The 14570-nt window shown below is 71.2% G+C and carries 3 protein-coding genes; 2 read left to right on the top strand and 1 reads right to left on the bottom strand.

What is annotated here, in order from left to right:
• Window positions 1-94 precede the first annotated feature (94 nt).
• Together ALI22I_RS43860 and ALI22I_RS43855 are read left to right on the top strand one after the other, a co-directional pair.
• Complete coding sequence (locus ALI22I_RS43860) at window positions 95-13465, top strand: non-ribosomal peptide synthetase (protein ID WP_077011487.1); 13371 nt, start codon at window positions 95-97, stop codon at window positions 13463-13465.
• Window positions 13462-13656, top strand: coding sequence for an MbtH family protein (locus ALI22I_RS43855; protein WP_077011486.1), 195 nt, complete (start codon window positions 13462-13464; stop codon window positions 13654-13656). Before ALI22I_RS43860 ends, ALI22I_RS43855 begins: the two co-directional genes overlap by 4 nt.
• Window positions 13657-13909: 253 nt before the next feature.
• Here the strand turns inward: ALI22I_RS43855 and ALI22I_RS43850 are convergent, their stop codons facing one another.
• Window positions 13910-14485, bottom strand: a complete 576-nt coding sequence (locus tag ALI22I_RS43850) for a snapalysin family zinc-dependent metalloprotease (RefSeq protein ID WP_077011485.1) — start codon at window positions 14483-14485, stop codon at window positions 13910-13912.
• Between the last annotated feature and the right edge of the window lie 85 nt (window positions 14486-14570).

The following is a 14570-nucleotide window of genomic DNA, read 5'->3' as shown; positions in this document are numbered from 1 at the left end:
GCAGAAGCCGGTGCCGGCGAACTCGGCGCGGTGAAGTCGGTGCCGGTGAAGTCGGTGCCGGTGAAGTCGGGAACATGCGGGGAAGGTTGTGACCATGGCTCTGCCCTTGACCGGTGCTCAGACGGGTGTCTGGTTGGCACAGCAGCTGGAGCCCGACAACCCCGTCTACAACGTGGCCTGGTACCTGGAGCTGCGCGGCGCGGTCGACCACGACCGGCTGGAGGCGGCCGTCCGGCAGGCGGTCGCCGAAACCGGCGCGCTGCACGTCCGGTTCACCGAGCAGGGTCAGGTCCCGGCGCCGGTGACCACCGACATCACGCACCTGTCGTTCGACTCGCTCGCCGGCGCGCGGGCGTGGATGGACGACGACCTCAAGCGGCTGACCGACATCACCCGCGGCCCGCTGTTCCACCAGGCGTTCCTGCGCATCGCCGACGACCACGTGCTCTGGTACCAGCGCTACCACCACCTCGCGGTGGACGCCTACGGGTGGGTGTTGATCACCCAGCGCGCCGGCCGGATCTACGCGGGTTCCGACGAGCCGAGCCCCAAGCCGGTGGAGGCGTTGGTCGACGCCGACCTCTCGTACCGCCAGTCCCCGGCGCGCGAGGAGGACCGGGCGTTCTGGCTCGCGAAGATGGCCGACCACCCGGAGCCGGTGCGGCTCGTGCCGCGTGCCGCCGGGCAGGTGCGCGAGGTCATCCGCCGGACCGTCGAACTGCCCGATCCGCTGTCCTCACGGCAGGTCATCGCCGCCGTCGCCACCTACGCCCACCGCGTGACCGGCGCGTCCGACCTGGTGCTGGCCATGCCGATGACCGGTCGGCGGGACGCGGTCAGCCGGGTCACGCCCGGCATGGCGTCCACCGTGCTGCCGCTGCGCGTCACCGTGCGGCCGGACAGCACCATCACCGGCCTGATCGCCGACATCGACCGGGAGATCCGCGAGGTCATCCCGCACAGCGCCTACCGGGGCGAGGACCTGGCCCGCGAACTGGGCCTGCGCGACGGAATCCCCGAGCTGGTCGGGCCGACGGTCAACTACCTGGGCTTCGGCCGGGAGATCGAGTTCGGCGACCTCGACCCCACGTTCCACGTGCTGTCGTTGGGGCCGGTCAACGACCTCACCACGTCGTTCCTCCAGCGCGCCGACGGAAGCCTGGTCGTCACGTTCGAGGCGAACGCCGCCGTGTGCACGGCGGAGGAACTGGCCGACCACCAGCGGCGGTTCCTGCGCGTGCTCGACGCCGATCCGGACCAGCCGGTGGCGTTGATCGACCTGGTCGATCCCTCGGAACGCGCGCGGCTGCTGGAGTTCGGCACGTCGCCGCGTGAAGTGGACGAGGTGACGTGGCCGGGCGCGTTCGAACGCCAGGTAGCCCGCACTCCGGACGCCGTCGCGGTCGTGTGCGAGGACGTGCAACTGACCTATGCCGAGCTGAACTTCGCCGCGAACCGGCTCGCCCGCGCTTTGCTGTCGCAGGGCGTGCAGCTGGAAGACGTGGTGGGCGTGGCGTTGCCGCGGTCGGCCGACCTGGTCGTCACGCTGCTCGCGGTGATGAAGGCGGGGGCCGCCTACCTGCCGCTGGACCTCGACCACCCGCGTGATCGCGTCGACTACATGGTGGCCGACGCGGGCGCGAAGCTGGTCATCACGCCGGAGTCGCGGTTCGAGCTGCCCTCCGATGGCACCGATCTCGGGCTGGACATCGCGCTGGACCAGGCCGCGTACGTGATCTACACGTCCGGCTCGACCGGCCGGCCCAAGGGTGTCGTGGTGACGCACGAGGGCATCGGCAGCCTCATCGCGACCGCGTTGGACCGGATCGGCATCACCGCGGACAGCCGGGTCGTGCAGTTCGCGTCCGTCGGCTTCGACGTGGCCGTGTGGGACCTGTGCATGTCGCTGGGCGTCGGCGGTCGGGCGATCGTCGTGCCGTCGCATCGGCGGGTCGCGGGTGAGGCGCTGACCTCGTACATCGCTGCGCATGGGGCCACGCACATGATCCTGCCGCCGTCGCTGGTCGCGGCGCTGCCGGCGGAGTGCGAGCTGCCCGAGGGTGCGGTGTTGATCGTCGGCACCGAGACCGTGCCGACCGAGCTGATCGCCCGGTGGGCGCGTCGGCTGCGCGTGGTCGCCGCTTACGGCCTCACGGAGGCCACGGTCAACTCGACTTTGTGGGCCGCCCAGCAGGATTGGACCGGGCCGGTGCCGATCGGCGTGCCGGACCCCAACACCCGCTGCTACATCCTCGACTCGGCGTTGCGGCCGGTGCCGGTGGGTGTCGAGGGTGAGCTGTACGTCGGCGGGCGTGGTCTCGCGCGTGGTTACCGGGGGCAGGCGGCGTTGACCGCGTCCCGGTTCGTGGCCGACCCGTTCGGTGCTGCGGGCGCACGTATGTACCGGACGGGTGACCGCGCTCGGTGGCGTGCCGACGGGAACATCGACTTCCTGGGTCGGGCCGATGGCCAGGTGAAGATCCGTGGTTTCCGGATCGAGCCGGGTGAGGTCGAGAGCGTCCTCATGGCGCACCCGGACATCACGCAGGCCGCCGTGCTGGTGCGGGAGGACCACCGGCGGGTGAAGCGGCTGGTCGCGTACGTGGTCGGGTCGGCTTCGCCGGTGGACGCGCGCGAGCACGTCGCGGGGGCGTTGCCGGAGTACATGGTGCCGTCCGTGGTGATGCCGCTGACCGGGCCGCTGCCGTTGACGCCGAACGGCAAGCTGGACCGCGCGGCGCTTCCCTCGCCGGACTGGACCACGCTGGGCGGTGACGCGCCGGCCACGAATCCCGTCGAGCAGACTTTGGTGGACCTCGTCGAGGTCGTGCTCGGTCTGACGCCCGGTATCCACGACAACTTCTTCGAGCTCGGCGGCGACAGCATCGTCACGATGCAGTTGGTGTCGCGGGCTCGTGACGCCGGCCTGGTGATCACGCCGCGAGAGGTGTTCGAGCACCGGACCGTGGCCGCGCTGGCCCGTGTCGCCCGTGAGGCCGTGCCCGAGGTCGAGCTGACCGGGTTCGACACCGATGTGTTGCCGGTGTCGCCGTTGCAGGAGGGGTTCTTCTTCCACGCGCAGTACGACACGGATGACTCGTACGTGGTGCAGGAAGTGCTGACTCTCGATGTCGGCAGGGAGGACGTACAGGGCCTGCTGGACCGGCACCTGTTGCTGCGGGCCGGTTTCCGGCAGACCGACCGGGGGCGCGTGGAGCAGGTGATCGCGGAGGCGTTGACGCTGCCTTGGCGCGACTACCCGGTCTCTGACGATCTGGAAGACGTGCTGGCTGCGGAACGCGCCGACGGCTTCGACCTGTCCCAGCCGCCGCTGATGCGTGCCGCTCGGCACGGTGGCCGGCTCGTGCTGACCCTGCACCACATCCTGCTCGACGGGTGGTCGGTCGGCCTGCTGCGGCGGGAACTGGTCGGTGGCCGGGTCGAGCCGGTCGACCACCGACGCTACTTCGCGTGGCTGGCGACTCGTGACCGGGACGCGGCACATGCCGCCTGGCGCGCAGCCCTGTCCGGTGTGGACGAGCCGACCAAGATCGCCGGCCTGTCCACAGCCGCGATCGCCGCGACCGGAATTGTCGGACCCGGCCGGCAGAATAAAAGCAGGGGTCCCCTGGGAGGGGACGCCCGCGAAGCATTGCCGTTGGCCGAGTTCGAGGTCTCGCCGCGCCACGGGCAACACCGCGTGCGGCTACCTGCCGAGCTGAGCGCGTCGTTGGTGGGCGAGGCGCGTCGGCGTGGACTTACGCTCAGCACGGTTCTGCACGGCGCGTGGGGTCTGCTGCTCGGCGGTCTCACCGGCCGTGCGGATGTCGTCTACGGCACCACGGTCGCGGGGCGCCCGGCTGAAGTGCCTGGGATCGAGAACGCGGTCGGCCTGTTCATCAACACCGTGCCCGTCCGACAGCGGTGGCGGGGTGGGGACAGCCTCGCCACCGTCTTCCGGCACTTCCAGGACGAGCAGGCTCGCCTGCTGGACCACCAGCACCTCGGCCTGGCCGAGATCCAGCGAGTCACCGGGCACGGTGAGCTGTTCGACACGCTCGTCGTGGTCGAGAACTTCCCGGACGTGGTGGACGACGTCGAGATCCGCGACCAGGTCCACTACCCGCTCGCCCTGGTCGTCCTGCCCGGCGAGCGCATCGAACTGCGCCTCAAGCACCGCCTCCCGGACGCCGAAGTCGCCGCCCTCGGCGAACGGCTGGTCGGGCTGCTGTCCGCGTTCGCCACCACCCCCGACCGGCCGGTGGCGAGCCTCGACCTGGTCTCCGCGCGCGAAACCGACTGGTTCGCCGAGCTGAACGCGACCGCCGCCGACGTGCCGGAAGGCACGCTGGTCAGCCGGATCGCCGCCCAGACCGCCCGCACCCCGGACGCCGTCGCGGTCGTCTACGACGGTGTCTCCCTCACCTACTCCGAACTGGACCGCCGAGCCACCGCCCTGGCACGCAGGCTCCGAGCCGAAAACGCCGGTGACGTCGTCGGCGTCGCCGTGCCCCGGTCGGCCGAACTGATGGTGGCGTTGCTGGGCGTGCTCAAATCCGGCGCCGCCTACCTGCCGCTCGACCTCGACTACCCGGCCGACCGCATCGAGTTCATGCTCGCCGACTCGGGCGCGACGACCGTCGTGCGCCCCGAAGACTGCACCGGAACCACGGCACCGGACGTCGAACTGCCCGCCGTCCGACCCGACCAGGCCGCCTACCTGATCTACACCTCCGGCTCGACCGGACGACCCAAGGGCGTCGTGGTCACGCACCGTGCGATCGTGAACCGCCTGGCGTGGATGCAGCACGAGTACGGCCTGGCTGCCGACGACCGCGTGCTCCAGAAGACCCCGTCGAGCTTCGACGTATCCGTGTGGGAGTTCTTCTGGGCGCTGTGCGAAGGCGCGGCCGTCGTGCTCGCCAGGCCGGACGGCCACCGCGACCCCGCCTACCTGGCCGAGCTGATCCGGCAGGAGCGGATCACCACGCTGCACTTCGTGCCGTCGATGCTGGCCGCGTTCCTCGGCGTCCCCGAGGTCTACGAGAGCGCCGCGTGGTCGGCGAGCCTGCGCCGGATCTTCAGCAGCGGTGAGGCGTTGACCGGTGACGTGGCCGGCCGTTGGCTCGAACTGACCGCCGTGCCGCTGCACAACCTCTACGGCCCCACCGAGGCCGCCGTCGACGTCACCTACTTCGAGTACGACGCCGCGCCCGACCCGGCCGTGCCGATCGGCCGCCCGGTGTGGAACACCCAGCTGCACGTGCTCGACCCGTTCCTGCGGCCCGTCCCGACCGGTGTGCCGGGTGAGCTGTACCTGGCGGGCGTGCAGCTCGCCATGGGCTACCACGGCCGGTTCGCGCTCACGGCCGAGCGGTTCGTGGCCAACCCGTTCGGTGGGCCGGGCTCCCGCATGTACCGCACCGGTGACCTGGTGGTGCGCCGACCGGACGGCGCGATCGTCTACCTCGGTCGCACCGACCGGCAGGTCAAGGTGCGCGGCAACCGGATCGAACTGGGCGAGGTCGAGTCCGCGCTGGGCAAGCTGCCCGGTGTCCGGCGCGCCGCCGTGATCGCCCGGGACAACCAGCTCCTGGGTTACGTGACCCCGGCAGACGTGGACCTCGACGCGCTGCGCGCCGGGATCGCCGAAGCCCTGCCCGCCGCGATGGTCCCGCACGCCCTGGTGGCGTTGCCGGACTTCCCGCTCACGCCCAGCGGCAAGCTCGACCAGAACGCCCTGCCGTCGCCGACCGTCGTGAAGACCGAACGCCGTGCGCCGGAGACCGAGCGGGAACGCCTGCTGTGCGAGGTGTTCGCCCACGTGCTCGGAGTGACCGAACTCGGCGTGGACGACGATTTCTTCGTGCTCGGCGGCGACAGCATCACGTCCATCGCGGTGTCCAGCCGGGCCCGCAAGCTCGGTATCGGGATCAGCCCGCGTGACGTGTTCGAGCACCGCACGGTGGCCGCACTCGCGGCCGTCGAGAGCGTCACGAACACGGTCGTGGACGCCCCGCTGCTCGTGCTGACCGCCGAACAGCGCCGCGCCCTGCCCGAGGCGGAGGACGTCTGGCCGCTCTCGCCGTTGCAGGAGGGCCTGTACTTCCACTCCAGCTACGACACCGACGCGCTCGACGTCTACCTCTCCCAGGAGACGATGGACTTCGCCGGCCGGCTCGACGTCGACCGGCTGCGCCGCGCGGGCGCCGCCCTGCTGGACCGCAACCCGAGCCTGCGCGCCGGTTTCACCAGCGACGGCGTTCCGGCACCGGTGCAGTTCATCGCGCCCGGCCTGGAGATCCCGCTGCGCGTGGTCGACCTGGCCGACGAAGCCGGGATGTCCGACGTGCTGGCCGCCGACCGGCGCGAGCGGTTCGACCTGGCCGCGCCGCCGCTGTGCCGGTTCCTGGTGCTGCGGCTGCCCGACGGCCGCGACCGGCTCGTCATCACCCACCACCTGATCCTGTGGGACGGCTGGTCGGCGTGGCTGTTCCTGGAGCAGCTGCTGGAGCTGTACCGGGACGTCGAAGCCGAACTGCCGCCGCCCGGCTCCTACCGCGACTACCTGACGTGGCTGGCCCGCCAGGACCACGACGCCGCACGGCGAGCGTGGCGCACCGCCCTGTCCGGCCTGCGCGAGCCGACCCTGGTCGCGCCGGTGGACCGCTCTCGCGAGCCGGTCATCCCGGCCGAGTTCCACCGGGAGTTGACCGAGGACCTGACCGACCGGATCAGGACGCAGGCCCGGCAGCACGGCCTGACCGCCAACGCCGTGTTCAACGCCGCCTGGGCGCTGGTGCTGGCCAGTCAGGTCGGCCGGGACGACGTGGTGTTCGGCACCGCCGTCGCGGGCCGCCCGGTCGAGGTCGACGGCGTCGAGCACGTCATCGGCATGTTCCTCAACACCATCCCCACCCGGATCGCGGTCAACCCCCGCGAGACCGTGCTGGAGCTGCTGCGGCGCATCCAGGCCGAGCGGACCGCGCTGATGTCCTACGAGCACGTCGGCCTCGGTGAGATCCAGCAGGAAGCCGGGCACCGGCAGCTGTTCGACACGCTGTTCGTGCTGCGCACCGGTGACGGCGAAGACCGGCAGAACGAGCTGTCCGACGAGTACGGCGTGCTCGACGTGTCCAATGTGGACGGCACGCACTTCCCGCTGACGCTCATCATCACGCCGGGCGCCCGCACCCGCGTCACGCTCGCCTCCCGGCCGGACATCTTCGCCACCGACGCGGCCGAGGCCCTGCTCGCCCGGTACACGACCGTGCTGGAACGGCTGGTCGACGCGCCGGACGCGCTGCTCGGCGCGCTCGACGTGCTGCCCGACCACGAGCGCCGCGCGTTGGCCGCCGAGTGGGACGCCAGCGCCGACTCGATGATCGAGGACACCGTCGCCGACCTGCTGGTCGCCCAGGCGCGCAAGACGCCGGACGCGACCGCGCTGGTGTTCGGTGACGAGCGGCTGACCTACGCCGAGTTGCAGGACCGGATCGACACCCTGGCCCGGCTGCTGATCAGCCGGGGCGCGGGGCCGGAACGGGTGGTCGCGCTGGCGTTGCCGCGCACCACCGAGATGGTGGTGGCGTTGTTCGCGGTGCTGCGCACCGGCGCCGCCTACCTGCCGCTGGACCTCGACCACCCGGCCGACCGGCTGCTGCTGATGATCGAGGACACCAAGCCGCTGTGCGTGCTGTCGACCACGGCGGTCGGCCTGGTGCCGGACGCGCTGTGCCTGGACGATCTGGGCCCGGACGATCTGGACCCGGACGACGTGCCCGCTGACGTGGAGTGGCCGCGGTTCTCGTTGGAGCACCCGGCGTACGTGATCTACACGTCCGGCTCGACCGGTCGCCCGAAGGGCGTGGTCACGCCGTACCGCGGTCTGACGAACATGCAGCTCAACCACCAGCAGGCGATCTTCGCACCCGCCATCGCGGCGGCCGGGGGACGGCGGCTGCGCATCGCGCACACCGTGTCGTTCGCGTTCGACATGTCGTGGGAAGAACTGCTGTGGCTGGTCGAGGGTCACGAGGTGCACGTGTGCGACGAGGAGCTGCGCCGTGACGCGGCGGCCCTGGTCGCGTACTGCGACGAGCACCTGATCGACGTGGTCAACGTGACCCCGACCTACGCCCAGCTGCTCATCGAAGAGGGTCTGCTGGACAACCACGTGCCCGCGCTGGTGCTGCTGGGCGGCGAGGCCGTGCCGGAATCGGTGTGGCAGCGGCTGCGCGAAACCCCCGGCACGTACGGATACAACCTGTACGGGCCGACCGAGTACACGATCAACACGCTCGGCGCGTCCACTGAGGACAGTGAGACGGCGACGGTCGGCAAGGCGATCCGGAACACCCGCGCGTACGTGCTGGACGCGCACCTGCGGCCGGTGCCGCCCGGCTCGCCCGGTGAGCTGTACATCGCGGGCATCGGCCTGGCCCGCGGCTACCACGACCGGTTCGGCCTGACCGCCGAGCGGTTCGTCGCCGACCCGTACGGCCCGCCCGGAACCCGCATGTACCGCACGGGTGACCTGGTGCGCGCCCGTGCTGTGTCTTCGCTCGACCCCGCAAGCAGGTCTTCGGCCGGCAACCTGGACTTCCTCGGCCGCACCGACGACCAGGTCAAGATCCGCGGCTACCGGGTCGAGCTGGGCGAGGTCGAGTCGGCGCTGGCCGCCCAGCCGGGCGTGACGCACGCGGCGGTCGTGGTGGACGCCGGTCCTGGTGGCGTGAAGCGGCTCATCGGGTACGTGGTGTCCTCCGTCGAACCGGCGGTGTTGAAGGACGGCCTCAAGTCCGGCCTGCCCGACTACATGGTGCCCGCCGCGATCATGCCGGTGGACGCGCTGCCGCTGACCGTGAACGGCAAACTCGACGTGCGCGCCCTGCCGAAGCCCGTGGTGGCAGGCGGCGCGTCGTCGCGTGCCGCCGCGACCCGTGAAGAGGAAGTGCTGTGCGGGTTGTTCGCCGACATCCTCGGCGTGCCGTCGGTGGGTGTGGAGGACAACTTCTTCGACCTCGGCGGCCACTCGCTGCTCGCCACCCGGCTGATCAGCCGGGCCCGGTCGGCGCTGGGCGTCGAACTGGCGATCCGCGACCTGTTCGACGCGCCCACCGTCGCCGAACTGGCGTCACGGGCCGGTGGCGGTTCGGCGCGCCCGCCGCTGGTGCCGGTCGAACGGCCCGCCGAGCTGCCGCTGTCGTCGGCGCAGCAGCGGCTGTGGCTGATCCAGCAGATGGAGGGCACGTCCGCCGCGTACAACTTCCCGCTGGTGTTCAAGCTGCACGGCCCGCTGGACGTGCCCGCGTTCACCGCCGCCCTCGGTGACGTGGTCGACCGGCACGAGGCACTGCGGACGGTGTTCGGCGAGCACGAGGGCGCGCCGTTCCAGCGGGTGCTGCACGACGTCACGCCCGTGGTGGTAGTGCGTTCGGCTGTTGAGGACGACGTGCCCGGCATCGTGCGCGACGAGGTCGAGCGGCCGTTCGACCTGCACACCGAGCTGCCGTTGCGGGTCACGATCGCGTCGCTGGGCGAGGACGAGCACCTGGTCGTCATCCTGCTGCACCACATCACCACCGATGAGTGGTCCGACCGGCCGTTCCTGCGCGACCTCGCGTCGGCGTACCGGGCGCGGCGGGCCGGTGAAGCGCCGCGGTGGACGCCGCTGCCCGTGCAGTACGCGGACTACACCGTGTGGCAACGGAACGTGCTCGACGTCGTCGGCGAGGAGCAGCTGGACTTCTGGGCGCGGGCGTTGGCCGGTGTGCCCGAGGAGCTGGAGCTGCCGGTGGACCGGCCGCGTCCGGCGCGGCCGACGTTCCACGGCTCGGACCTGGAAGTCGTGTTCGAGCCGGAGACGGCCGACGGGCTGCGGGCGCTCGCGCAGACGTCCGGTGCGTCGATGTTCATGGTGTTGCAGGCGGCTGTGGCGGCTCTGCTGGGTCGGCTCGGCGCGGGCGACGACATCCCGTTGGGCGCGCCGATCGCGGGTCGCACCGATGAGGCGTTGGACGACCTGGTCGGGTTCTTCGTCAACACCCTCGTGCTGCGGGCCGACCTGTCCGGTGACCCGAGTTTCGCCGACCTGGTGGGGCGGGTGAAGGAGACGTCGCTGGCCGCGTTCTCGCACCAGGACGTGCCGTTCGAGGCCGTGGTGGACCGGCTCAACCCGCTCCGGTCGGCGGCGCGCAACCCGCTGTTCCAGGTGATGGTCGGCTACCACAGCCGGGGCGGTGACGCGGGGTCGTTCGACGGCCTGCCGGTGACGTGGGTCGGCCACGAGACCACGACCGCGAAGTTCGACCTGGTGTTCAGCTTCACCGAGGTGGTCGACGGGCCGGTCACGTGCCGGCTGGAGTACGCGACCGACCTGTTCGACCGGGTGACCGTCGAACGCCTCGGCGCGCGGCTGACCACGCTGGTCGACGCCGTGCTGGCCACGCCGTCCGCGCCGGTGAGCGCGGTGGACCTGCTGGCTCCCGACGAGCGCCGGCGCGTGGTGGACGAGTTCAACCGGACCGCCCGGGTGGTGGCGGAGGAGACGTTCACGGCGATGTTCGCCCGGTGCGTCGCCGCGACACCCGACGCGGTGGCCGTGGTCGACCGCAGCCGGTCGGTCAGCTACGCCTGGCTCGACGCCCGGTCCAACCGGATCGCCCGACTGCTCGCCGCACGCGGTGTCGGCCGCGAGTCGGTGGTGGGCATCGCGGTGCCCAAGTCGGCGGACATGGTCGCGACCGTCGTGGCCACCCTGAAGCTCGGCGCGGCTTACCTGCCGCTCGACCTGTCCCACCCGGCCGACCGGATCACGTACATGATCGAGGACTCGGCGGCTTCGATCGTCGTGACCACGTCCGCCGCGCCGGTTCCGGTGCCCGCCGTGCTGCTGGACTCGCCATCCGTGGTGGCGGAACTGGCCGCGCTGGACGAGTCCGCTGTGGACGGTGGGCCGCCCGCCCTGGACTCCGCGATGTACGTGATCTACACGTCCGGCTCGACGGGTCGGCCGAAGGGTGTGGTGGTGCCGCACGAGGGCATCTCCAGCCTCGCCGCGACGGCCATCGACCGGATGGGGCTCACGTCGGAGAGCCGGGTGCTCCAGTTCGCGTCGGTCGGGTTCGACGTGGCAGTGTTCGAGCTGACCATGGCGCTGTGCGTCGGCGGACGGCTGGTGTTCGCGCCCGACGAGGTGCGTGTGGCCGGCCCGGAGCTCACCGACTTCCTGCGCGACCGCCGGATCACGCACATGATCCTGCCGCCGTCGCTGGTGTCCGCGCTGCCCGCCGACTGCGAACTGCCCGAGGGCTCCACCATCCTGGTCGGCACCGAGACCGTGCCACCGGACGTGATCGGCCGCTGGGCGGGACGGCTCAACCTGCTCGCCGCCTACGGCCTCACCGAGGCCACGGTCAACTCCACGCTGTGGAAGGCGCGGCCGGACTGGGACACGGCGGTGCCCATCGGCATCCCCGACCCCAACACCACCGTGTACGTGCTGGACGACCGGCTGCGCCCGGTGCCGCCCGGCGTGGTCGGCGAGCTGTACGTGGCCGGACGCGGCCTGGCCCGCGGTTACCTCGGCCGGCCGGCCCTGACCGCGTCCCGGTTCGTCGCCTCGCCGTTCGGCCCGCCTGGCGCTCGCATGTACCGCACCGGCGACCGCGCGCGCTGGCGTGCCGACGGCAACCTGGACTTCCTGGGCCGCGTCGACACCCAGGTGAAGATCCGCGGGTTCCGGATCGAACTCGGGGAGATCGAGGCCGCCCTGGCCCGGCACCCGGACGTGGCGCAGGCGGCCGTCGTCGCCGACCGCACGGGTGACGTGACCAGGCTCGTCGGGTACGTGGTCGGTTCGACCACGGACGACCTGCGGGCGTTCGCCGCCGAACGGCTTCCCGAGTACATGGTCCCGGCCACGGTGATCTTCCTCGACGGCCCGCTGCCGCTGACGCCGAACGGCAAGCTCGACCGGCGTGCCCTGCCCCAGCCGGACTGGTCCGCGCTGACCGGCGACGACCGGCCGGTGACACCGGAGCAGAAGGCGATCGCGGAGCTGTTCGCCGAGCTGTTGGGCGTGTCGCCGGGCATCCACGACAACTTCTTCACCCTCGGCGGCCACTCGATGGCGTCCATGCGGCTGGTCGGCAAGATCCGGTCGGTGTTCGGGGTCGACATCGCGTTGCGCGACGTGTTCGACTCGCCGACCGTCGCCGGGCTGGCCGGGCGGCTGACCGGCGCCACGTCGGCCCGGCCGCGGTTGCGCCGGTTCGACCGGCCGGTGGACCTGCCGTTGGCGCCCGTGCAGCGGGGGCGTGTGTCGTCGTCCTGGGACCACGCTCTGGCTCTGCGTGCTCGGACGCCGTTCGACGTGCCCGCTCTCGTCGCGGCGTACGCGGACGTCGTCGGTCGTCACGAGCCGTTGCGCACGGTGCTGGACGGGGACGTGCAGCGCGCCGTGGCCGTGTCGCCGCTGGAGGTGGTGCCGGTGGTGGCGTTGGACGACGCGTTGTCCGCGTTCGCCGCCGAGTCGGTGGACCTGACCGCACAGCCGCCCGTGTTGGCCCGGCTGGTCGAGGACGCGTCCGGTGCACAGGCGTTGTTGCTGACCATGAGCTACCTCGCGGTGGACGAGTGGTCGGTGGTGCCGCTGTTCCGCGACCTCCAGCACGCCTACGCGGCCCGCCGTGCCGGTGAAGCTCCACAGTGGACCGAGTTGCCGGTGACCTATGCCGACTACACGTTGTGGTCGCTGGACGTCGTGGAGTCGGTGGGGGAGAAGCAGCACGCGTTCTGGCACGAGACGTTGCGCGACCTTCCGGTGCTCGCTCTGCCTTACTCCGGTGAGCGCCGGTCGGGCCGTTACGCCGCCGAGGTGATCCCGTTCTCGCTCCCGGCTTCACTGCACGCGTCCATCGACCGGCTGGCGGCCCTGACCGGCACCAGCATGTTCATGATCGTGCAGGCGGCCGTGGCCGCCGCGCTCACGCCGTACGGCACCGACATCCCCATCGGGACCATGGTGGCCGGCCGGACCGAGGAGGCGCTGGCCGATCTGGTCGGCTCGTTCTTCAACCGGATCGTGCTGCGCACCGACACCGCCGGCAGCCCCGGCTACACCGAACTGCTGGCCCGCATCCGCGCCACCAACCTGGCCGCACTCGACCACGCCGACGTGCAGGTGCCCGCCGACCCGCAGATCATGATCGTCCACCACGAGAAGGCGGTCCTGTCGACGCTGGAAGGCGACACCGGCGCACTCGAAGCCGTGCCCACCGGCACCACGCCGGCCGAACTGACCGTCAGCTTCTACGAACCGCAGGACGACGGCCCCGTGCCGTGCTTCCTGGTCTACGCCACCGACCTGTTCACCCCGACCACTGCCCAACACCTGGCCGACGCCGTGCTGGACCACCTGCACCGCGCGACCACCGACCCTGACCGGAGGATCGAGCCGTGACCAACCCGTTCGAAGACCCCGAAGGCCGCTTCCACGTCCTCGTCAACGCCGAGGACCAGCACTCCCTGTGGCCCTCGTTCGCCGACATCCCCGCCGGCTGGACCCCCCGCTTCGGTCCCGACACCCGCGACGCCTGCCTCGCCTACGTCGAAGACCACTGGACCGACCTCCGCCCCCTCACCCTCCGCTAACCCGAGAGTCGAACCCCCCAGGCCGCGAGAGTCGAACACTCAGGTCCCCGTGAGTTCAACACTCAGGACGCGCGTGACCTGACCTGAGCGTTGAACTCGGCCTACCTGAGCGTTCGACTCTCGCGCGTGTCCTACGTTCAGAACGCGCGTGTCCAACGTTCAGAACAGGCGAGTTGAACGTTCAGACCACGAGAGTCGAACCTTCAGGTCCCCGTGAGACGGCACTGGGCCACCCCACGAGGCCGGTCGAGCGTCAGAACACGAAGCACTCCGTGCCCTGGTAGCCCGCCGCACGGACGTCCGCCGCGTCCGCCGCGGCCAATTGACCGGCGAACCGGCGCTCGACCTCGGCGCGTTCCGCGGCGTTGGGCAGGTCGTTGCGGCACGACGTCGGCGCGCTGGAACCGGACATCAGGTCGGCGCACAGCCCGGTCCGCCGGTCCGGCAGGCCGAGGATGTGCCCGATCTCGTGCGTCGCGATCCGGGGCCGGTAGTAGCCCTGGTCCACGGCCTGGCGTCCCATGTAGACGGTCCCGTTGCCGAGCGAGCTGACGTACGCCCGCGGCCAGCCGTTGTCCGCGAGGATGCGGATGTTGGTCGGCGTGCCCGTGGCCCGGGGGGCCAGCTTGACGTTGGCCACCGAGTTGTTCCAGTTCGTCGCGGCCCGATCCCAGTCCGCGGCGAACTCCTGAGCCTGGCTGACGTCGTAGTACAGCGTGCGCACCAGCGCCTGCGGGTCCGCCGACGCACTGGGTGCGGCCACCGCGACCAGCGGCAACAGCAGACCCAGCACCGTCACGACGACACGTGCGGCCTTTCGTACGAACATCGTTGGTCTCCTCGTGTGCAGGGAAGGGAGCCGTGCGTGACAGGGGGAGGCTCCCGCGTACCAACGAACCAGTAGTAGCCCGGCG

This window comes from Saccharothrix sp. ALI-22-I (genome assembly GCF_001984175.1).
In the GTDB taxonomy this organism is placed as follows: Bacteria; Actinomycetota; Actinomycetes; order Mycobacteriales; family Pseudonocardiaceae; genus Actinosynnema.
This window is presented reverse-complemented; position numbering and strand designations above follow the sequence as displayed.